This window comes from Roseateles sp. SL47 (assembly GCF_026625885.1).
GTDB lineage: Bacteria > Pseudomonadota > Gammaproteobacteria > Burkholderiales > Burkholderiaceae_C > Roseateles.
The window spans coordinates 2756476-2777134 of the sequence record NZ_CP113068.1 but is presented as its reverse complement, the minus strand read 5'-3'; the positions used below and the strand labels follow the sequence as shown (position 1 = coordinate 2777134).

Sequence of the window (20659 nt, the reverse complement as noted above, 5' to 3'; positions counted from 1 at the left end):
GGCGCCGCTACTCCACCCAGCTGCGCCCCCCCGCGCCATCTCCCCTCGTTTTTCCACTGCATTGCCCATGACCACACGACAAGACTGCCAGGCCCTGGATGCGGCCGACCCACTGGCCCCGTTGCGGCAACAGATGCTGCTGCCGCCCGGCGTGATCTATCTGGACGGCAACTCCCTCGGCGCCATGCCCGTGGCCACTTCGGCGCGTGTCCAGCAGGTGCTCACCCAGGAATGGGGCCAGGACCTGATCAAGAGCTGGAACACCGCCGGCTGGATCGACCTGCCCACACGCATCGGCGACAAGATTGCCCGCCTGATCGGGGCGGGGCCGGGTGAAGTGGTGGTGGCGGATTCCACCTCGCTGAACCTCTACAAGGTGCTCACCGCCGCTGTGCGGATGATCAAGGCGGATGCGCCACACCGCACGGCCATCGTCTCCGAGCGCAGCAACTTCCCCACCGATCTCTACATCGGCCAGAGCATTGCCGAGCAATACGGCATGCGGCTGGTGCTGGTGGACAGCCCGGAAGAGATCGCGGCCCATCTCAATGACGAGCTCGCCGTGCTGATGATCACCGAGGTGAACTACCGCACCGGCGCCTGGCACGACATGGCGGCCCTGACCCACGCGGCCCATGAAGCCGGTGCGTTGACCATCTGGGACCTGGCCCACTCGGCCGGTGCCGTGCCGGTGGACCTGACCGGCGCCCATGCGGACTTCGCCATCGGTTGCGGCTACAAATACCTCAACGGTGGCCCGGGGGCTCCGGCGTTTGTCTGGGCCCATCCGCGCCATGCCGACCGTTTCTGGCAGCCCCTGTCCGGCTGGATGGGTCATGCCTCGCCGTTTGAATTCACCCCCGACTACCGCCCCGCCCCGGGCATCCGCCGCTACATCTGCGGCACCCCTCCGGTGCTGTCGATGGCGGCTCTGGAATGCGGCGTGGACACGCTGCTGGCCGCCGAGCCGCTGGGCGGCATGGCGGCGCTGCGAGTCAAGTCCCTGGCGCTGACCGAGCTGTTTGCCCGGCTGGCCGAGGACCGCTGCGGCGCGCTGGGGGTGACGGTGGTGTCGCCGCGTGAAGCCGAGCGGCGCGGCAGCCAGGTCTGCCTGGCGCTGAAGCCGCCGCTGGAACACGCCAGTTATGCCGTGGTGCAGGCCTTGATCGAACGCGGCGTGATCGGTGACTACCGTGCCGGGGATGCGTCGCGCCTGGACCAGGTGCCGCACATCCTGCGCTTTGGCTTCACGCCCCTGTATGTGGGTTTTGCCGATGTCTTCGATGCCGTTGAGCATCTGCATCAGGTCCTGACCCGCGAAGAATGGCGCGAAGCCCGTTTCAACCAGAAGGCGGCCGTGACATGACTTGCCCCCACCACGCCCAGAACGGTGCCCCCACCCCGGCCGGCGCCACCGAACGCATCGTGCAGGAAGAAGGCGCGCAGCTCGATTTCTCCCGCGACATGAGCTATGGAGACTATCTGCACCTGGACCAGGTGCTGACGGCCCAGCATCCGCTCTCGCCCGACCACAACGAGATGCTCTTCATCATCCAGCACCAGACCTCGGAGCTGTGGATGAAGCTGATGCTGCATGAGTTGCAGGGCGCCGTGACGCAGGTGGCGGCCGACCAGTTGCCCGAAGCCTTCAAGATGCTGGCACGGGTGTCCCGCATCATGGAGCAATTGGTGCATGCCTGGGATGTGCTGGGCACCATGACGCCGCCCGAGTACTCCGCCATCCGGCCGTATCTCTCCAACAGCAGCGGTTTCCAGAGCGCGCAATACCGCCGCATCGAATTCATGCTGGGCAACAAGAATGCCGCCATGCTCAAGCCGCATGCGCATCGCCCTGCCCTGCTGGCCGAGGTGCAGGCGGCTTACGAGGCGCCTTCCCTGTATGACGAAACCCTGCAGCTGATGCAACGCCGCGGCATTGAGGTGCCCTCCACCCACCTCACCCGGGACTGGACCCAACCGTATGCGGCCGACGACGGCGTCAAGGCGGCCTGGCTGCAGGTCTACCGCGACCCTAAGCAGTATTGGGATCTCTACCAGATGGGAGAGGAGCTGGTGGATCTGGAAGACGCCTTCCGGCTCTGGCGCTTCCGCCACGTCACCACCGTGGAGCGGGTGATCGGCTTCAAGCGCGGCACCGGCGGCACCGGTGGCGTGAGCTATCTGCGCAAGATGCTGGATGTGGTGCTGTTTCCCGAACTGTGGGCGCTGCGTACGGAATTGTGAACAGACGTGAAGTCCGCCGGCCCAACGCCCGCGGACGACCATGCCAACCCGCATGGGGCGGGGTCCGCTTCTACAATCGGGCCACGTTGTTGCAGCTCACGAGGCCCGCCCATGGATTCCCGCATTTCCCAGATCAAGCTGCGCATCTCCCGCCTGCGGGACGCTTTGCGCGATGCCGATGCCCACGCCATCCTGGTGCCCTCCGCCGACCCGCATCTGTCGGAATACCTGCCGGAGCGCTGGCAGGGCCGCGAATGGCTGTCCGGCTTTACCGGCTCGATGGGCACCCTGGTGGTGACCCGGGACGAAGCCGTGCTGTTTGCGGACAGCCGCTACTGGACCCAGGCCGAGCGTGAACTCGATGGCAGCGGCATCTCGCTGTTCAAGATCCCCACCGGCGCGGCCACGCACCACATCGGCTGGCTCGCCGAAAAGCTGCAGCCGGGTCAGACCCTGGTGGTGGATGGCCAGGTGCTGGGGCTGGCGGTGGCGCAGATGCTGCGCAATGCGCTCACCCCGCGTCAGGTTCGCATCAATACTGATCTGGATCTGCTGGAGCAGACCTGGGAGAACCGCCCCGGTCTGCCGGAAGCGCCGGTGTATGAACATGCGCCCCCCCAGGCCACCGTGAGCCGTGCGGACAAACTGGCCCAGGTCCGTGAGGCCATGGCCCGTCATGGTGCCACCCACCATCTGATTTCCAGCGTGGACGATGTGGCCTGGCTGTTCAACCTGCGCGGTTCAGACGTGAGCTACAACCCGGTGTTTGTGGCCCATGCGCTGCTGAGCGCCGATGCCGCCACGCTGTTTGTGCAACCGGGCAAGATCGATGCGGCCTTGAGCGCACGCCTGGCGGCCGATGGGGTGCAGGTGAAGCCGTATGCGGACGTCCGTGCGGCATTGGCCCAGGTGCCGTTGTCCGCGCAAGTGCTGATCGATCCGCGTCGCGTCACGCTGGGCCTGCGCGAGGCCCTGCCCCCACCCACCCGCGTGGTGGAAGCCATCAATCCGAGCACCCTGTTCAAGAGCCGCAAAAACGCGGCTGAGGCTCAATATGTGCGCGAGGCCATGGAGCAGGACGGCGCGGCCATGTGCGCGTTTTATGCCTGGTTCGAAGCCGCACTGGCGCGCGGCGAACCGCTGGACGAGCTGAAGGTGGATGAACACCTGAGCGCGGAACGTGCCAAGCGGCCCGGTTTTGTCGGCCTGTCCTTCTCCACCATTGCCGGCTTTAACGCCAATGGCGCCCTGCCCCACTACCGTGCGCTGCCGGAGCTGTACGCCGAGATCAAGGGCAACGGCCTGCTGCTGATCGACTCCGGCGGCCAGTACCTCGGCGGCACCACCGACATCACCCGCGTGTGGCCCATCGGCACCGTGTCGGACGCGCAGCGGCGCGACTACACGCTGGTGCTCAAGGGCACCATCGCGCTGTCTCGCACCGTGTTCCCGCGCGGCACCCTGAGCCCGATGCTGGACGCCATCGCCCGCGCACCGCTGTGGGCCCATGGCCTGGACTACGGCCATGGCACCGGCCACGGCGTCGGCTATTTCATGAATGTGCATGAAGGTCCGCAGAGCATCTCCAAGGCGGTGCCGGACGCCAACATGGCCATGGAGCCGGGCATGATCACCTCGATCGAACCGGGTCTGTACCGTCCCAACCAGTGGGGCGTGCGTATCGAGAATTTGGTGCTCAATGTCCAGCACGACACGCCGGAGAACGGTCAGTTCGGCGAGATGCTGGCGTTTGAAACGCTGACGCTGTGCCCGATCGATACCCGCTGCATCGAGGTGTCGCTGTTGTCGGACGAAGAGCTCGTGTGGCTGAACCGCTACCACGAAGAGGTGGGCCGTCGTCTGGCTCCGCTGGTGCAGGGGGACGCGCTGGCCTGGCTGAATGCGCGGACGCAGCCGCTGAGCCGTTGATCCGCTGAGCTGATCCGCTGAGCTGAGCCGCTGCGTTGAGCGGCTGCGTTGGGCGGCTGCGTTGGGCGGCTGCAGGGAGCCGCTGTGCGTGGGTCCGCTGCAGTGAGCCGCTGGCTGCGTTGCACCGTTGCGTTGAACGGTTACGTTGAACGGTTGCATTGAGGCGCCGGGCTGCGAGGCACCGGCGCCGCCTCACATCTGCCGGAACAGGTGCAGATAGCTGCGGCTCACCGGCAGCACTTCCGGCCGCGCCTTCAGATGCAGATCCGCCGTCTCATTCGGGCCGCGGGTGACATGGCTGATGGCATGCAAGTTGACCACCACCGACCGGTGCACCTGCACAAACCGCTGCGGGTCCAGGCGTTCGATCAGTTCGCGAATGGGCGTGCGGATCAACGCCTCGCCATCGGCCGTGGCCACCAGGGTGTATTTCTCGTCCGAGCGCAGGAAGAGAATTTCATCGACCGGAATCAGCTTCAGCGTGCTCCCCACCGACGCCCGGATCCATTGCAAGGGCCCCGTGTCCGACGCAAGCCCGCCCGCCATCGGTGACACCGCTGCGGGGGAGGCGGGCACTGCCGGCATGGATGGCACCGTGGGCAGGCCGCTGCCCCATCCGCCCGCCACCGGCCGCGCCATGCGGCGCGCCAACTCCTCGATCACGGCCTCCAGCGCAACCGGGGCGGCGGCGGACGCAGCGGACGACAGCCGATCCTTCAAGCGCTGCACCGTATCCGCCAGGCGGTTCTCTTCAATCGGCTTGACCAGATAGTCGATGGCGCCGCGCTCGAAGGCCTGCAGCGCGTAGTCCTGATAAGCGGTCACGAAAACGATCTGCGCCTGACGCGCAATCTGCCGGGCCGCGTCCATGCCGTTGAGCCCTGGCATATGCACGTCCAGAAACGCCACATCTGGTCGGTGCAGTTCAAAGAGTTCCACCGCTTCCCGGCCATTGCGGGCCTGGGCCACCACCGTCAGTTCGGGCCAGGCCTGCGCCAGGCTGCGCTGCAGGCTGTCACGCAGCAGCGGTTCATCATCAGCGATCAGTGCGGTCGGAGGGGTGGGGGCAGTGGCGGCGCGCATGGGGGTGGGGCCAATCAAGGCGGCGGAAAACTGACTTCCGCACGCAAGCCGTGCGGGTGATTTTCGGTGAGTTCCAGGGAGGCCGAGAGCCCGTAGAACAGCGTCAGCCGCTCCCGCAGATTGCGCAGGCCGGTGCCCACGCCCATGTCCTGCTGCATGCCCCCCCCGGTGTCGCTCACCCAGAGGTGTACCCGGCCCTCCCGCTGCTCACCGCCGACGTCGATACGGCCGCCCTCTTCGCTGGGGTCGATGCCGTGGCGCACCGCGTTCTCCACCAGCGTCAGCAGCGCCATCGGCGGAAAGCGCAGGCCGTTCAGCGCGGGGGACAGCTCCACCACATAGCTCAGCCGGTCCGGCATGCGCAGGTGCATCAATTCCAGATAGGCCTGCACCAGGGCCACCTCATCACCCAGCGTGGTGCTCTCCCCCTGCAGACGCGGCATGGCTGCCCGCAGGTAAGCAATCAGGCTACGCAGCACCGGCGCAGCCTGCGGCGAACCGGTTTCCACCAGGGCCCGGATATTGGCCAGCGTATTGAACAGAAAGTGCGGTTCCACCTGGGCCTGCAGCAGGCGCAGCCGGGCGTCCAGCGCCTGGCGTTCCAGTTCGCTGCGCTCCAGTTCGAAGCTCAGGGCCTGACTGCGGGCTTCGGCATCGCGCTGGCGGTACAGCGCGCCCATGGCGAGCAAGGGGCCCATCACCAGCCCGGAGCCGGCAATCCACATGAAGCCCAGCTTGCGGGCCTCGGACTGGACCAGGCTGGCCAGATCGCCCCCCACCGCCACCAGATAGACCACCAGCGTGGCCACCGGCACGGCGGCCGCCACCACCACCACCTGGAACAGCCAGCGGGCCCACCAGCGGGGCAGACGTCGCGGCCATTGGCCGGCAGCGGAGAACGCCAGCAGCGCCAGCATGCCAACAAACATGGTGCGCCCCAACAGCACCGGGAAGGGGATGATGAAGATCGGGTCCAGCGCCAGCGCGGCCACCGTGGCCAGGGCCAGGGTGAGCAGCAGACGTTGCGGCGTCAGATAGGAGATGAAGCCCCGCCAGGGATGACCCGGCGCATGACGGCCGGTCTGGGGAGTCGCTTGGAGCGGAGAAGACATGCCCGCACGATAGCGTCGGCGGGCAGCCCCACCAAGGGCTGGCAGCGGGTCAGGCGACGAAAGACGGTCTGGGCCGCTTGAGTGGCGTCGGGCAGCGCGGCAGGCGCACAGCGAAGGGCCGGGCAGCACGTGCAACGGCTTGCGTCACGGTGGAGGGGCCTGCGGCGGGGGAGGACACGTTGGGGCTGGTTGGGTCGGTTGGGCCGCTTGAGCTGACTGCGCTGCTTGAGCCGGTTGAGCCGGTGGGGCTGGAGTGGCCGCTTGAGCTGATTGCGCTGCTTGAGCTGTTGGCGCTTGCGCTGCTGGACCCGTTGGAGTCGTTGGGTTCGGTGGATTCGGTGGATTCGGTGGAGCTGGGTGAATCACCCGCGAGGGAGATGTCTGCGGGTGCGCATACGCGCTGAGAGCCCCTCACAGCGGGTGGCCGGGGGCGGCTGCCCAGTCGGTCGCGAGGAGCGGAGCGGGGACGCGTGTCCACCAGCATGCGGGTGGTTCCCGCTACAAAGACCGTCCGCCGGCAACCGGAAGAACGCCCGTTGGCCAAGGCTCAGGCCCTCATCCCGATGCTGCACATCACCGCTTCCTTGCCAGCATTGATGGCAAAGCGCAGCGCCTCGGCCGGTGTCGCCCAGCCGTAGCCGCCAGCCAGATTCTCGTCGCGGTAGGCTTCCCGCTTGTCCGGCGCGCGCCCTTGCCGCATCACCACCACCGCCGCGACGTAACCAAACTGGCGGGGTCGCTCGATGGCACCGGCGTAGATGCGATAGTCGCCCGTATCGACTTCAGCGAAATGCATGTCCGTCTCCTGCATGGCCCGATGGCCACGATGGGGAGACTGTGCGCGGGATGGCGGCGTGGAGCTACCCACCTGAGGTGGGCCCTCCAATGGGGGTGGCGGACGGAAGAGGCCGATGGCGGTGGCCCTTGCGGGCACCCAGGCGCCCTGCAGGGGCCGGTCCGGCGTCGGGTTCAATGACGCGGCGGGCACCCGGTCGTCGTTCTGCAGGCGTTCTTTAGACGTTCTGCAGACGTTCTACAGGCGTTCGGTGGTCTTGGGCGGTGGCTCGATGCGTGGCGCCGTCACCCGTTCAGAGGACGGATGAACCGCACAGGGCGTCAGTCACCGCCTTGGGCGACCGTCACGTACTCGCGCAGTTCCTGGTTCACCCGTGCGGGCACCGGTGCCGCCTTGGGCTCGACGCCTTCGGGGAACTGTTCCAGGTCATAGGCTTTTTGCTCGGCCGCCGAAATCACACCGTCTTCATTGCTGTCCGCAGGGGCATAGATCAGATTGGGCACCAGGGAGACATCGGCGCTTGTACTGCTTGTACTGCTGGCGCTGCTGGCGCTGCCCGAGCTGCTGGACGCCGCAGCGCCACCGCCGCCCGCAGCGGCAGGCGCCGCCGTTGTGGCCGGTGCCGCTGCCCGAGCGCCTCGTGCTGACGTGGAGACGGGCGCTGAAGCAGAAGCTGCGGAGGAGGAGGAGGAGGTGGTGGTGGTGGTGGAGGCGGATGCCGGGTTCGCCGCAGTCGATTGCGCCAAGGGCGCGCTCGTTGCCCCCCCCGTTTGGGCGGAGCTTGAGGATGCGGGCGAAGCCGCCACCGACCTGGACGCAGCGTCACGCGCCGCCAGCGAAGCGCCAGCAGCGGACAAGGTCACGACAGCGGAAGCCTCGGGAGCCTCCACAGGATTGACCGACTCCTGCTCGCGGCTGCGCAGCGGCGCAGCGCTGGAAGCGGAGCTGGTCGCGGTTGTTGCGAGAGCAGAGATCATGATGATGCCTCCACGAGGATTCCGCGGAAACGGCCAGCGGATGCCGGGCGGGAACTGCTCCCCGCCTCCTAACCCTTTCAGGGCATGTTCGGTTTTTCGGCCTGCTCCCTGAAGACTTTAGGGCGATTTTTGAATCAGGCCCACTTTTTTCCTTGCGATTGACAGATTTGGCACTTTGCAGCGGGTTAGCGCGCTGATTTAAGGGTCAACCCCTCACGGTGCCGGATCCGCCCCCCTGCCCTCACAACACCGCATACCGACCCGGCTTGTGATTCACCGCAATGAACAGGTTCATCACCACAGCCGCCAACACCGAATACGCCACCCGCTCCGGGGAGATGACGGTCAGCGCCAGCAACACGATGACGCAGTCCATCAACATTTGCACCTTGCCGGCGCGCCAGCCCCTGGCTTTTTGCAGATAAAGCGACACGATGGTCGCCCCTCCCAGGCTGGCCCGATGGCGGGCCAGGAACAGGCAGCCCGAGCCCAGCAAGAGCCCGCCCAGCACAGCGGCATAGGCCGGATGCAGCCGGTCAATGGCGAAGAGCCGTGGCGAAAACTCGGTCATCAGCGACAGGATCGCGATGGAGATGAAGGTTTTGACGGTGAATTCGCGGCCCATGCGAGTCCAGGCGAACCAATAGAACGGCAGGTTGATGAGAAAGAACAAGCGGCCGAGGCTGACATCGGTGGCGTAGTGCAGCACAAAGGCGGCACCAGCCGTCCCGCCGGTCAGCAGGCCGGCCTGGGCAAACAAGATCAGGGCCAGCGACACAAACAGCGTGCCAGTGAAAATCGCCTGAGCATCCTCAAACAAGGTGTGGGAGCGGATGGTCAGGTCTTCCATCGTCACCTTCGCCGGGGTGGTGGCGGAGGCATCGACGGGGGGGTGCAGGGGTAGGTCACTCATCCCGTAGACGAAGCAGAAAACGTGCCCAGGAGTATCCCTCGGGAGAACCCTGAGACGGATCGATATCCGCCTCTCATCGTCCGGATCGGCGGGCATCCTGCGCAGATGCTGCAGGTTTGCTGCCCGGCCGCCTTATGTCTTGGGCATCAGCGCCAGCACTTCCTCGAAGGAATAGGCGGTGTGGTGGGTCCGGTCGTTGGCAATCGGGTCGCGGGTGACCTGGCCGGCCAGCATCATCATCACGACGGTGGCCGAAGGCAGTTCCACCAGGAAGTCATTCAGCAGTCGCACCTCTGCCAGGTCCTGCTCCTCCACCGCCGCTCCCACCACAAACACCGTGCCGATCGCTTCCAGCTTGGCGTCGTCCGGCGGCCCGGTCAGTTCTTCGGCGATGATATGGCGAGCATCGAAGCCGCTGTCGCGCAGCACGCGCACCAGGATCTCCGCCATCAGATGAGCCCCCGGGTCGCCCATGCTCACACACAGCATGACCGAGCCGGCAGGCACGTCAATGGAGCCCTGCCAACGGCCTTCCCTGTGCAGCCGTTCCTGCCGCATGCGCAGGCCCAGGTCGGCGCCGTCCAGCACGCCCGACTTGCGCCGACGCGGCAGCGGCGTGTGCGTGAGGGCCGCAAAGACCTCCAGCATGACCTCCTGTGCAGCGCGTAGCTGGTCCGGTGTGATCAGGTTCTGCTCCATGTCGCGCCGGGCCAGATCCACGGCCGGCACCACCACCCGGTCGCAATACCGGGCCAGCGTGCGGCGCTTCAGATAGGTGCGTGCGTCGGCCAGGATCTCCACCGAATCCCCGCTGAGGCTGCGCTGGTAGAAGCGCTGGGAAAGGTCCAGCGCGGGTGCATCGCCCAGCAGCACATCCAGGAAGGCCAGCGCCGGCACATGCCGGCCAGCCACCACCAGGCACAAGGTCAATGGTGTGGACAACAACAGCCCCACCGGGCCCCACAACGCGCTCCAGAAGATGGCAGAAACCACCACCGAGAACGGCGACAGGCCCGTGGCATGGCCGTACAGCTGCGGCTCAATCACATGGGCCACCACCACTTCCACCGCCAGGAAGATCAGCAGCGTAGACACCATCAGATCCCAGCCGGGCGCCATGGCAGCGGACATCACCCCGGCGCACACCGCAGCGGCGGGGAAACCGACATACGGGATGAAGCGCAGCAAACCGGCCAGTACCGCCCAAATGGTGGCGTGCGGCACCCCGGTGACAAACAGCAGCACGCCGATCACCAGGCCCACGCCCACATTCACCAGGAATTGCGAGACGAAATAACGCGACAGACGCTGGCCGGCGTCGTTGAACGCCGCTGTGGCGGTGCGCACGTCATGACCACCGACCAGCCGGATGAGCCGATCTCGCAGCGCATCCTGCTCCAGCAACGCAAAGATCAGCACCAGCACCACAATGCCCACCACCCCGACCGGGCCCCAGACCGCCGACAGGAACTGGCGCACCAGCATGGCGCTGTTTTCGGCCTTGCCGTCCGTGGTGCGGGCGGTGGGAGCCGTCGGATCGTCGTCGATGGCGCGCGGGCTGGTGTCGCCGGGTACCGCCAGGTCGCCAATCATCCGGCCGGCGCGTCCCTGGGCCTGCTGGAGCTGGTCCAGCGTCATCATGCGCAGCCGCGTCACCTTGGCCCGGACGTTTTCCTCATAGGCTGGCAGCTCGCGAGACAAGGCACCGAGCTGCATCAACAGCACCATCGCAATGCCGGCCACCACCAGGCCGGCCAGCGTCAGCGTGCCGATGGCGGCGGTGGTCTGATTCAGGCCCAGGCTGCGCAGCTTGCGCACCACCGGCGCCATCAGGAAGCTGAGCATGGCCGCCAGCGTGATCGGCTCCAGCACCTCGCGGCCGAGATACAGCACGGCCAGAACACCGAGGCCGACAAGAAGCTTGACCGCCAGCGGTGTGGGGGCATTTGCGGTGGAAGGGGCGTGCATGCTCAGTTGACGATCTTGCTCATGAAAACACTGTTGGGGTCGTCGACGTACTCGCCGAACGGTCCGCAGCGACGATAGCCCAGACGCTCATACAGGCCGATGGCATCGGTCTGGAGATAACCGGTCTCCAGCGTGAAGGAACGCACGCCACGCGCATGGGCCTCGGCTTCGAGCCGCGCCAGCAGCGCACCGGCAATGCCCTGGCCGCGATGCGACGGCAGCGTGTACATGCGCTTGAGTTCGCCGAACTCCGGCCCCACGACGATGGCGCCGCAGGCGACGGCCATCCCCTGCCCGTCCCGTGCCACGGCAAACATCACGTTCGGTGCCGATAAGGCGGCCATGTCGATGCCGTGATGGCTTTCCATCGGGTACAACGGGATCTGATAAGCGTCCAGGGCCTCGATGAGCGCGATCACTTCGGGCTGGGCGGCAGGTTCGAGCGAGACGGTGATGGCGGCGGGCATGGGACCGGTTTGCGAATGAATCGGGCGGCAGTCTAAGTCGGATTGGGAAATCCAGCGGGTGCTGCCACCGTCTGTGCAACTTTTCATGCTTGGCAACTTAACTGTACGGTGCGGTTTATTTATCTTGACACCTCCTGAGCGCCGATTCAATAATCCGCTCGCCATAACCGAACTGTTCAGTACACATAAGGGCGATATTCGCCCATTTTCTCCTCCGCACTCTTGTCCTTTTGGAGTCCCCCGTCATGCGCACCCGATCCGATCCCCTTCTTCCTACCGCGCTGCTGTCCATCGTTGCGGCCGTGACCCTGGCCGCGTGCGGCGAAGCACCGCACCCCCCCAACGCGGGCGGCAATGGTGCTCCGCAGGTGGCGGTGACCACGGTGCAGACGCAGCGTCTGGCGCTCACCACCGAGCTTCCCGGCCGAGTGACGGCCGCGCTGGTCGCCGAAGTGCGGCCGCAGGTCGGCGGGCTGGTGCAGGAGCGCCACTTCAAGGAAGGCAGCCAGGTCAAGGCCGGAGATCTGCTTTATCAAATCGATCCCGCAACTTTCCGCGCCAGTGTGGACAACGCCCAGGCCTCGCTGGACAAGGCCGAGGCGACGCTGGTCACCGCGCGCCTCAAGGCCGGCCGCTACAAAGAACTGGCGGTGATGAAGGCCGTCAGTCAGCAGGACGCCGATGACGCCGACGCCAGCCTGCTGCAGGCCCAGGCGGACGTGAATGCCGCCCGCGCTACGCTCCAGACCCAGCGCATCAACCTCGCCTACACCCGCATCACTGCGCCGATCAGTGGCCGCATCGGCCGCTCGAGCGTGACGCCGGGCGCACTGGTGACCTCCAACCAGGCCACCGTGATGGCCACGGTGCAGCAGCTCGATCCGATCTATGTGGATGTGACGCAGTCCAGCGGCGCCATGCTGGCGCTGAAGCGCTCCCTGGAGAAAGGCCAGCTCAAGGGCGGAACCGCCGCCGTGAAGCTGGTGCTGGACGATGGCACCGTCTACCCGCTGGCGGGCAAGCTGCAGTTCTCCGAAGTGACGGTGGACCCTGCCACCAGCGCCGTGACCCTGCGCGCCGAGTTCCCGAATCCCAAGGGGGATCTGCTGCCCGGCATGTATGCCAAGGCGGTCATCGAGGAAGGTGTGATCGACCAGGCCGTGCTGGTGCCGCAACCTGCCGTGACCCGTGACAGCACGGGCAAGGCCATCGCCTATGTGGTGGACGGCGGCGGCAAGCTGGCCCAGCGCACGCTCAAGGCCGACCGCGCCATCGGCGATCAATGGCTGGTCAGCAGCGGACTGCAGGCCGGCGACCGTCTGGTCGTTGAAGGCCAGCAAAAGGCCCGCCCCGGCCAGGCCGTCGAGGTGAAGTCTGAAACGACCGGCGCGGCCATCAAGACGGTCGCCGCCAGCGCCTCTGGCAACACGCACTGAGCCGCCGACGGAGACTCTTCATGGCACGCTTTTTTATTGACCGCCCCATCTTCGCCTGGGTCCTGGCCATCATCACGATGCTGGCCGGCACCATGGCGGTGCTGACGCTGCCGATTGCGCAGTACCCCACCATCGCGCCGCCGGCCATTGCCATCTCGGCCAGTTATCCCGGCGCCTCCTCCAAGACACTGGAAGACACCGTCACCCAGGTCATCGAGCAGAAGATGAAGGGGCTGGACCGCCTCTCCTACATCTCCTCCACCAGTGAATCGACCGGCAGCGTGACCATCACGCTGACCTTCGAGACTGGCACCGACCCGGACACCGCGCAGGTGCAGGTGCAAAACAAGCTGGCCCTGGCCACGCCTCTGTTGCCGCAGGAAGTGCAGCAGCAGGGCGTGCAGGTGACCAAGTCGGCCAACAACTTCCTGAACGTGCTGGCCTTCATCTCGGAGGACGGCAAGCTGACGGGCTCCGACCTGTCCGACTATGTCGCCGCCAACGTCCAGGACCCGATCAGCCGGTTGGAAGGCGTGGGCGACACCACCCTGTTCGGCTCCCAGTATGCGATGCGCATCTGGCTGGACCCCTCCAAGCTCAACAGCTACAAGCTCACGCCGCTGGATGTGAAGTCGGCGGTGGAAGCCCAGAACGCACAGGTGTCGGCCGGCCAGTTGGGCGGTCTGCCTGCGGTGCCCAATCAGCAGCTCAATGCGACCATCACCGCCCAGACGCGTCTGAAGACCGCCGAAGAGTTTGAATCGATCCTGCTGCGCACGCAGTCCGATGGCTCCGCCGTTCGCCTCCGGGATGTCGCCCGCGTGGAACTGGGCAGCGAAAGCTACACCACCGTGGCCCGCTACAACGGCAAACCAGCCGCCGGTCTGGCCATCAAGCTGGCCACGGGCGCCAATGCGCTCAACACCGTCAAGGGCATCGATGCCAAGCTCAACGAGCTGAGCAAGTTCTTCCCGCCCGGCGTGAAGGTCATCAAGCCCTACGACACCACACCCTTCGTCCGCATTTCCATCGAGGAAGTGATCAAGACGCTGGTGGAAGCCGTGGTGCTGGTGTTCCTGGTGATGTACTTGTTCCTGCAGAACTTCCGCGCCACGCTGATCCCGACGATTGCCGTGCCGGTGGTGCTGATGGGCACCTTCGGGGTGCTGGCCGCCTTCGGTTATTCGCTCAACACTCTGACGATGCTGGCGATGGTGCTGGCGATCGGCCTGCTGGTGGACGATGCGATCGTGGTGGTGGAGAACGTCGAGCGTGTGATGAGCGAGGAAGGGCTGTCACCGCTGGAGGCCACCCGCAAGTCCATGGGCCAGATCACCGGTGCGCTGGTGGGTGTGGCCCTGGTGCTGGCTGCGGTGTTTGTGCCGATGGCCTTCTTCGGCGGCTCGTCCGGCGTGATCTACCGCCAGTTCACCGTGACCATCGTGTCCGCCATGACCCTGTCGGTGCTGGTGGCGATGATCCTCACCCCGGCTCTGTGCGCCACCATGCTCAAGCCGGTGGAAAAGGGCCACGCCCTGGCGACCCGCGGCTTCTTCGGCGCCTTCAACCGCGCCTTCGACCGCGGCAACCGCCGGTATCAGGGCATCGTGCATCACATGCTGGGCCGCGGCTGGCGCTACATGGCGGGTTATGCCGTGCTGGTGGCTCTGGTGGGCGTGGTGTTCACCAAGATCCCTGCGGGCTTCCTGCCTGAGGAAGACCAAGGCACGCTGTTCACGCTGGTGTCCTTGCCGCCAGGTGCCACACAGGCCAAGACGCTGGAGGTGCTGAAGCAGGTGGAGCATCACTTCCTGGAAGATCAGAAGGACGCCGTGGATGCGGTCTTCTCGGTGGCCGGTTTCAGCTTCGCAGGGAGCGGCCAGAACGCCGGCTTCGCCTTCGTCAAGCTCAAGCCCTGGGACGTTCGCACCCGGCCGGAACTGAAGGCCAGCGCCGTGGCCAATCGCGCGATGGAGACGCTGTCGACCATCCGCAATGCCAGCGTCTTTGCGGTGGTGCCCCCGGCGGTGTCCGAACTGGGCAACGCCAGCGGTTTCGACCTGATGCTGCAGGACCGTGCCAACCTGGGCCATGAGGCCCTGATGCAGGCCCGCAACCAGATGCTGGGTGCGCTCACCAAGGAACCGGGCCTGGTCGCCGTGCGCCCCAACGGCATGGAAGACACCCCTCAGTTCCAGCTTGATATCGATGAGCACAAGGTCGGCGCCCTCGGCCTGACGATGAGCGACGTCAACAACACGCTGTCCACAGCCCTGGGCAGTGTGTATGTGAACGACTTCATCGACCGCGGCCGGGTGAAGAAGGTCTTCTTGCAGTCGGATGCCCCCTTCCGCATGCTGCCCAGCGACATCGACCACTGGTTCGTGCGCAACGCCAGCGGCACGATGGTTCCGTTCAACGCATTCGCTACCGCCAGCTGGACCACCGGGTCGCCCCGCCTGGAACGCTACAACGGTGTGCCGTCGGTGGAGATTCTGGGCATGGCCATGCCGGGCGCGATGTCCAGCGGCCAGGCACTGGAACTGGTGGAACGCCATGCGGCGCAGTTGCCTCCGGGCATCGGCTTTGAATGGACCGGTGTCTCCCGCCAGGAGCGTGAGGCCGGTGGTCAGGCCGGGCTGCTGTATGCAGTCTCCATCCTGGTGGTCTTCCTGTGCCTCGCGGCGCTGTATGAGAGCTGGTCCATTCCCCTGTCGGTGATCCTGGTGGTGCCTCTGGGCGTGCTGGGCACCCTGGCCGGCGCGGTGCTGACCTGGAAGATGAATGACGTCTACTTCCAGGTGGGCCTGTTGACCACCGTGGGTCTGGCCTCGAAGAACGCGATCCTGATCGTGGAATTCGCCAAGGAGTTGCATGCCAAGGGCATGTCCACCCTGGAGGCGGCCATTGCAGCGGCCCGTATGCGGCTGCGTCCCATCCTGATGACCTCGCTGGCCTTCATCCTCGGTGTGCTGCCGCTGATGATCAGCAAGGGTGCCGGCGCCGGTGCGCAAAACGCGCTGGGCACAGCCGTGGTGGGCGGCATGGTCACCGGCACGGTGCTGGCGATCTTCTTCGTGCCGCTGTTCTATGTGGTGGTGCAAAAGCTGTTCTCACGGGGCAAGCAAGCGCAAACCCCTCCCGCCACCTCCTCCGCCCCTCTGTTGAATGAAGGCCACTGACATGTCTCGTCCGACCTCATTTCCGACGCTGCTGAGCCTGGGCTCACTCACCATGGCCCTGGTGCTGACGGGCTGCGTCAACCTGGCACCGCATTACGACCGTCCTGCGGCTCCGGTGCCGGCGCAATATCCCGACACTGCCGGCGCGGGTTCGGCCAGCGCTGCATCGACTTCAGCCACCACGTCCGCATCGGCCACGGCTGCTGCGGAGGTCGACTGGAACGATTTCTTCGCAGACCCCAAGCTGCGCCAGCTGGTCCGCCTCTCGCTGGACAACAACCGTGACCTGCGGGTGGCGGTGTTGGACATCGTGCAGGCGCGGGCTCAATATCGCATCCAGGACGCGGCGACGGTGCCATCGCTGAGTGCCAACGGCAGCCTGACTGGTGCACGCACACCGGCGGATCTGTCCAGCACCGGCCGTGCGGTCACCAGCCACGAATACAGCACCACGCTGGGCGTGAGTGCCTACGAGCTGGATCTGTTCGGCCGCGTTCGCAACCTCAGCACGCAGGCGCTGGAGCAATACCTCGCCACCGAGGAGGCGCGTCGCAGCACGCAGATCTCCATGGTGGCCGAGGTGGCCACTGCCTACCTCACCTGGGCGGCGGATCTGGAACGCCTGTCACTGGCGCGGGAAACGCTGCGCAGTCAGAGCGACACACTCGCCCTGACCCAACGGCAGTTTGACCTGGGCTCGGCTTCGGCACTCACGCTTCGGCAGGTGCAGACCAGCGTCGAGAGCGCACGTGTGGATGTGGCCCGCTACACCGGGCAGGTCGCCCAGGACCGCAATGCCCTGGCTCTGCTGCTGGGTTGCCCCGTGCCGGACGACCTGGCGCCGCAGACGCTGGGCGATTCCCTCAATGCGCTGCCGGAGCTGCCGGCCGGCTTGCCGTCGGACCTGCTGCTGCGTCGCCCGGACCTGCTGCAATCGGAGCATAAGCTCAAGGCGGCCATGGCCAACATCGGCGCGGCGCGTGCGGCGTTTTATCCGCGCATCAGCCTGACCGCCTCGGCAGGAAGCAGCAGCGCGGAGCTGTCGGGCCTGTTCAAGGGCGGCTCGGGGACCTGGAGCTTCCTTCCGCAGATCAGCCTGCCGATCTTTGACGGCGGCAACAACCAGGCCGGGCTGGACAACGCCGTCGCCGCGCGGGACATCGCGGTGGCCCAGTATGAAAAGGCCATCCAGACCGCCTTCCGCGAGGTGGCCGATGCACTGGTGCAACGGCAATCGCTCGGGGAGCAACTGCAGGCGCAGCAGGCACTGGTGGACGCCAGTGGCGATGCGCTGAAGCTCTCGGACGCGCGGTTCTCGCGGGGGGTGGACAGCTATCTGGATGTGCTTGACGCACAGCGGACCTGGTACAGCGCCCAGCAGAACCTGATCAGCACGCGGCTGTCCCGCCTGACCAACAGCGTCACGCTCTACAAGACGCTGGGTGGTGGCTGGAAGGGCTGAGCCCTGAGCCCCCACGGACTGCACGGGAGTCATCGATGATGATCAGCTCAGCGACACGCATCGAACCACCGGCGCCCCCTCCCCGTCCGCGCGGCCGACCCTCACGGCGTGTGGCCCTGCTGGCCACCGCAGTGCGGCTGCTCGGGGAACGTGGCATCCGCGACCTGACACTGGAGGAGGTGTCCTCCGCCACCGGGCTCACACGCGGGGCGATCTATTGGCACTTTGTGTCCAAGGAGCGCCTCGTGGAGGAAGCGCTGGCGGCCACCACCCTGCCGCTGGAAACACTTCAGCCGCCGGCGCAGGACGATCCTTGCCGGGATGTGGCGCAGGCGCTTGTGGCGTGTATAGCGCAGGAGTCGCAACGGGTGTTCTGCCAGACCCTGCTCTTCAATGCAGGGGAACCTGCCGTGCGGGCGCGCACGGCACGTATTCACAATGCAGTGACGCGATTCCTGGTGCGGCATTGCATGCCGCCTCGCAGCGTCGGGGACCGCAGTGGTCGACGTCCGGCGATGTGCCTGGCGCAGGGGCTGCTGCTGGGGCTGCTGATTGAATGCGTGCTGTCACGTCCGCCCGCCCTGCCGGATCCAGACGCGCTGGCGGATTCGCTGCGCCGCATTCTTGGGGCCGAGGAAGACAAGCCGTCGGGGGATGAATCGAATCCTGGCGATTCACTGCAAGCCAGGCGAAGTGCAGGACGAAGTCCGCGACGGAGTGAGGGACAGGGCGCGGACCAGGATGCGGGGCAGGATGCCGGGCACGACGCTGCACAGGCAGCTGCACAGCCCGCGGCATCGACGTTGGCGCACCAGCCCTTTGCGCCACGGGCGACGCCTCGATCCGTGCCGCGTACCTCACCGAGCGCTTCACCTAGCGCGCCCTGCCCCGCGGCGTCACCTTCAGCGTCCTTGCCCCCCTTGCCGCCCACTCCACGCCAATGACCCCCCACACTCGCCCCATCGTGATCGTCGGCGGCGGCGCCGGCGGGCTGGAGCTGGCGTGCAAGCTCGGCCGCAAATTCGGCCCCGAGCTTGTGACGCTGGTTGATCCGCATCCGTTCCACATCTGGAAACCGACGCTGCATGAGGTGGCGGCCGGCACGGTCGATCTCCACCATGAAGCCCTGTCGTACGCGATGTTGGCTCACGACAACCGGTTTACCTTCGTACTGGGCTCGATGACGGGCCTGGACCTGGCGGGAAAGTCCATCACCGTGTCAGCGGTGGAGATCGAGCCTGGGGCGATGCTGATGCCGGAGCGGAGAGTCGCCTTCGCCAAGCTATGCATGGCCGTGGGCAGCATCTGCAACCATCACGGGGTGCCGGGCGCGGAGGCGCATGCCATCGCCCTCACCTCGCATGCCGACGCGGAGCGGTTCCGGCGGACGCTGATTCGGCGCCTCGTGGCTGCGGCTGCGGAGAAGGACCGCAACCCGGATGCGGCCGTCAAGGTGGTGATCATTGGCGGCGGAGCGACCGGCGTGGAGTTGGCCGCCGAGTTGCGTGATGCAGCGAGTTCCTATGCGGACTATGGTGAGCGCCGGCTGGACCCAGTCAAAGATGTGCACATCACCATCCTGGAGAGTGGTGCCCGAGTGCTGCGGCCGCTGCCGGAGCGCGTGTCGCGCACGGCCAATCGCTTGCTCAAGCGGCGTCGGATTGAAGTGGTGCCTTATTGCCGCGTGGCCCGCATCGAGGCTGATGCGGTGGTGAATCAGACCGGGTTGCGGTTTGCCGCCGATCTTTGTGTGTGGGCGGCCGGCATCCAGGCGCCGGAGTTCCTTCGCGAGTTGGGGCTGCCCACCAATCGTGTGAATCAGCTGGAGGTGACCGACCGGCTCCACAGCACCGCGACCGAAGACGTCTACGCCCTGGGCGATTGCGCCGCCTGCGTGATGCCGGACGGCAGCTTGGTGCCGGCGCGCGCGCAGGCGGCGCATCAACAGGCGCAATACCTCTTTGACACCTTCTGCCGTCAATTGCAGGGCCGTCGCCCTCCCGCCAGAGGGTTCCGGTACCGGGACAGCGGCTCCCTGGTCTCCATCGGCCAGCGCACCAGCGTGGGCAGCTTGGTGGGGTCATTCAGAGGCGCGTCATGGTTCATTCAGGGGACGGTGGCGCGGTGGCTCTACCTGAGCCTGCATCTGATGCATCACCGCGAATTGGTCGGGGCGATGCGGATGCTGGGACTGGCGGTGGCCAGACGGCTGATGAGAAGGTCTACGGCGCAGGTGAAACTGCATTGAATGATGGGCGCACGAGGGGATAGGGGCATGGTCCGGCAATCGAAGGTGTGAGGAACTGTCCTTGCGGCCCGAGCAGCATCGAGGTGGCGGCAGCCAACGGAAGTGCCATGGGGCATTTCGCCGATGTGCCAATCATCCCAAAGCGATACAGCCACCTACAGCACCAAGCACTTCAGGTGGCGGTTCAGAGAATCGGGAAGGAATCCCCGCACAAGGCCCTGGGTGTTTCAATCCGCGCGCGAAGCTCAACGTTCCTGCTTCACCAAGTTCCAACGTCGCCCGTCTCGACGATATGTTTGCCGCTCGCGGACTGTCAGTTCTGGTTGGAGTCCGTCACTGAACAGTGCGGTGAACTCTATCGTTTCCTTGTCCGGTGAAGCCCATGATTCGGCCCCCATGAACGCCATGGGCCTGCGTTGGGTGCTGCCCTGTCTGACGGTGCCAAGAGTCCCAACACTCACCCGCCACTCGGGCAGCAACATCAGTGGCTCCTTGGAGTTCCAGCCGAGTTCCCGTTCAGCCTCCTCTCGATTCAGGCGCGGATCGCTCAGTACAAGAAGCGTTCGAACAATGTCAGGCTTGGCAGCGACAACAAGGGAAACGAGCGCCGGGTCTCTGACGGCCCCGGTGTTCAGCCCCAATTCGAGTTTCGACACGCGTGGCCCAATATCGCCTGGCATGTACATCACGCAAGCCGAGAGCAGGGGCATCAGCATGGTTGCCACACAAGTGCAACGACGAGACGGGCTTTCGAACATCGGATCTTTCTTCCAGGTGACGAAGAAGTGACCATCGCTTGGCTTCGGTGACGCGGGCTTTGGAAGGAGTCCGTTTCAGGCTTA

General features: G+C 65.9%; 17 protein-coding genes. 9 read left to right on the top strand and 8 right to left on the bottom strand.

Features of this window, described 5'->3' with window-relative positions; all coding sequences use genetic code 11:
- Positions 1–67: 67 nt before the first annotated feature.
- The 3 genes from kynU (at position 68) to OU995_RS12150 (ending at position 4173) form a co-directional block, all read left to right on the top strand.
- The gene (gene kynU / locus OU995_RS12160; protein WP_267835809.1) at positions 68–1366 is read left to right on the top strand and encodes a kynureninase; all 1299 of its coding nucleotides are present in this window, start codon (positions 68–70) and stop codon (positions 1364–1366) included.
- A complete protein-coding gene (kynA, locus tag OU995_RS12155) occupies positions 1363–2244 on the top strand; it encodes a tryptophan 2,3-dioxygenase (protein ID WP_267835808.1) in 882 nt (293 codons plus the stop codon). The genes kynU and kynA overlap by 4 nt, the downstream gene beginning before the upstream one ends.
- A gap of 111 nt (positions 2245–2355) precedes the next feature.
- Positions 2356–4173: an aminopeptidase P family protein gene (locus OU995_RS12150; RefSeq protein ID WP_267835807.1), complete on the top strand. Its 1818-nt coding sequence runs from the start codon at positions 2356–2358 to the stop codon at positions 4171–4173.
- A 192-nt stretch (positions 4174–4365) separates the two neighbouring features.
- On the opposite strand, the gene OU995_RS12145 is transcribed toward OU995_RS12150, so the two are convergent.
- Both OU995_RS12145 and OU995_RS12140 read right to left on the bottom strand, forming a co-directional pair.
- Positions 4366–5256 (bottom strand): LytR/AlgR family response regulator transcription factor, encoded by an 891-nt coding sequence (locus OU995_RS12145; RefSeq protein ID WP_267835806.1) that lies wholly within the window; start codon positions 5254–5256, stop codon positions 4366–4368.
- Positions 5257–5270: 14 nt separating this feature from the next.
- Positions 5271–6368, bottom strand: coding sequence for a sensor histidine kinase (locus OU995_RS12140; protein ID WP_267835805.1), 1098 nt, complete (start codon positions 6366–6368; stop codon positions 5271–5273).
- Positions 6369–6610: 242 nt separating this feature from the next.
- Here OU995_RS12140 and OU995_RS12135 point away from each other — a divergent pair, with 242 nt between their 5' ends.
- Entirely contained in the window at positions 6611–6772 is a 162-nt protein-coding gene (locus tag OU995_RS12135; RefSeq protein ID WP_267835804.1) for a hypothetical protein, read from the top strand.
- Positions 6773–6915: 143 nt separating this feature from the next.
- Here the strand turns inward: OU995_RS12135 and OU995_RS12130 are convergent, their stop codons facing one another.
- The 5 genes from OU995_RS12130 to OU995_RS12110 all read right to left on the bottom strand — a co-directional run bounded on the left by OU995_RS12130 (position 6916) and on the right by OU995_RS12110 (position 11489).
- Positions 6916–7164, bottom strand: a complete 249-nt coding sequence (locus OU995_RS12130; RefSeq protein ID WP_267835803.1) for a hypothetical protein — start codon at positions 7162–7164, stop codon at positions 6916–6918.
- A 320-nt stretch (positions 7165–7484) separates the two neighbouring features.
- On the bottom strand, positions 7485–8141 hold the full coding sequence (locus OU995_RS12125; RefSeq protein WP_267835802.1) for a hypothetical protein: 657 nt from the start codon (positions 8139–8141) through the stop codon (positions 7485–7487).
- 241 nt (positions 8142–8382) lie between these two features.
- Positions 8383–8991, bottom strand: coding sequence for a YitT family protein (locus tag OU995_RS12120; RefSeq protein WP_267836246.1), 609 nt, complete (start codon positions 8989–8991; stop codon positions 8383–8385).
- Positions 8992–9186: 195 nt separating this feature from the next.
- Positions 9187–11022: an AI-2E family transporter gene (locus tag OU995_RS12115; protein WP_267835801.1), complete on the bottom strand. Its 1836-nt coding sequence runs from the start codon at positions 11020–11022 to the stop codon at positions 9187–9189.
- 2 nt (positions 11023–11024) lie between these two features.
- Positions 11025–11489 carry a GNAT family N-acetyltransferase gene (locus tag OU995_RS12110; RefSeq protein ID WP_267835800.1) on the bottom strand — a complete coding sequence of 155 codons (465 nt, stop codon included), beginning with the start codon at positions 11487–11489 and terminating at the stop codon, positions 11025–11027.
- A gap of 245 nt (positions 11490–11734) precedes the next feature.
- Here OU995_RS12110 and OU995_RS12105 point away from each other — a divergent pair, with 245 nt between their 5' ends.
- From OU995_RS12105 to OU995_RS12085, 5 genes are read left to right on the top strand one after another with little or no spacing between them, the layout of a single operon-like run.
- A complete protein-coding gene (locus tag OU995_RS12105; protein WP_267835799.1) occupies positions 11735–12925 on the top strand; it encodes an efflux RND transporter periplasmic adaptor subunit in 1191 nt (396 codons plus the stop codon).
- Between the two features lie 20 nt (positions 12926–12945).
- Positions 12946–16107 carry an efflux RND transporter permease subunit gene (locus tag OU995_RS12100; protein ID WP_267835798.1) on the top strand — a complete coding sequence of 1054 codons (3162 nt, stop codon included), beginning with the start codon at positions 12946–12948 and terminating at the stop codon, positions 16105–16107.
- A 1-nt stretch (position 16108) separates the two neighbouring features.
- Complete coding sequence (adeC, locus tag OU995_RS12095) at positions 16109–17569, top strand: AdeC/AdeK/OprM family multidrug efflux complex outer membrane factor (RefSeq protein WP_267835797.1); 1461 nt, start codon at positions 16109–16111, stop codon at positions 17567–17569.
- 35 nt (positions 17570–17604) lie between these two features.
- Positions 17605–18513, top strand: a complete 909-nt coding sequence (locus tag OU995_RS12090; protein WP_267835796.1) for a helix-turn-helix domain containing protein — start codon at positions 17605–17607, stop codon at positions 18511–18513.
- The gene (locus OU995_RS12085) at positions 18510–19817 is read left to right on the top strand and encodes an NAD(P)/FAD-dependent oxidoreductase (protein ID WP_267835795.1); all 1308 of its coding nucleotides are present in this window, start codon (positions 18510–18512) and stop codon (positions 19815–19817) included. Before OU995_RS12090 ends, OU995_RS12085 begins: the two co-directional genes overlap by 4 nt.
- 245 nt (positions 19818–20062) lie before the next feature.
- Here the strand turns inward: OU995_RS12085 and OU995_RS12080 are convergent, their stop codons facing one another.
- Entirely contained in the window at positions 20063–20533 is a 471-nt protein-coding gene (locus tag OU995_RS12080; protein WP_267835794.1) for a hypothetical protein, read from the bottom strand.
- Between the last annotated feature and the right edge of the window lie 126 nt (positions 20534–20659).

Excerpts from the sequence above, each read along its gene's own strand:
- kynU (WP_267835809.1), top strand. The coding sequence starts at position 68 with ATGACCACACGACAAGACTGCCAGGCCCTGGATGCGGCCGACCCACTG.
- kynA (WP_267835808.1), top strand. The coding sequence starts at position 1,363 with ATGACTTGCCCCCACCACGCCCAGAACGGTGCCCCCACCCCGGCCGGC.
- OU995_RS12150 (WP_267835807.1), top strand. The coding sequence starts at position 2,356 with ATGGATTCCCGCATTTCCCAGATCAAGCTGCGCATCTCCCGCCTGCGG.
- OU995_RS12145 (WP_267835806.1), bottom strand. The coding sequence starts at position 5,256 with ATGCGCGCCGCCACTGCCCCCACCCCTCCGACCGCACTGATCGCTGAT.
- OU995_RS12140 (WP_267835805.1), bottom strand. The coding sequence starts at position 6,368 with ATGTCTTCTCCGCTCCAAGCGACTCCCCAGACCGGCCGTCATGCGCCG.
- OU995_RS12130 (WP_267835803.1), bottom strand. The coding sequence starts at position 7,164 with ATGCATTTCGCTGAAGTCGATACGGGCGACTATCGCATCTACGCCGGT.
- OU995_RS12125 (WP_267835802.1), bottom strand. The coding sequence starts at position 8,141 with ATGATCTCTGCTCTCGCAACAACCGCGACCAGCTCCGCTTCCAGCGCT.
- OU995_RS12120 (WP_267836246.1), bottom strand. The coding sequence starts at position 8,991 with ATGGAAGACCTGACCATCCGCTCCCACACCTTGTTTGAGGATGCTCAG.
- OU995_RS12115 (WP_267835801.1), bottom strand. The coding sequence starts at position 11,022 with ATGCACGCCCCTTCCACCGCAAATGCCCCCACACCGCTGGCGGTCAAG.
- OU995_RS12110 (WP_267835800.1), bottom strand. The coding sequence starts at position 11,489 with ATGCCCGCCGCCATCACCGTCTCGCTCGAACCTGCCGCCCAGCCCGAA.
- OU995_RS12105 (WP_267835799.1), top strand. The coding sequence starts at position 11,735 with ATGCGCACCCGATCCGATCCCCTTCTTCCTACCGCGCTGCTGTCCATC.
- OU995_RS12100 (WP_267835798.1), top strand. The coding sequence starts at position 12,946 with ATGGCACGCTTTTTTATTGACCGCCCCATCTTCGCCTGGGTCCTGGCC.
- adeC (WP_267835797.1), top strand. The coding sequence starts at position 16,109 with ATGTCTCGTCCGACCTCATTTCCGACGCTGCTGAGCCTGGGCTCACTC.
- OU995_RS12090 (WP_267835796.1), top strand. The coding sequence starts at position 17,605 with ATGATGATCAGCTCAGCGACACGCATCGAACCACCGGCGCCCCCTCCC.
- OU995_RS12085 (WP_267835795.1), top strand. The coding sequence starts at position 18,510 with ATGACCCCCCACACTCGCCCCATCGTGATCGTCGGCGGCGGCGCCGGC.
- OU995_RS12080 (WP_267835794.1), bottom strand. The coding sequence starts at position 20,533 with ATGCTGATGCCCCTGCTCTCGGCTTGCGTGATGTACATGCCAGGCGAT.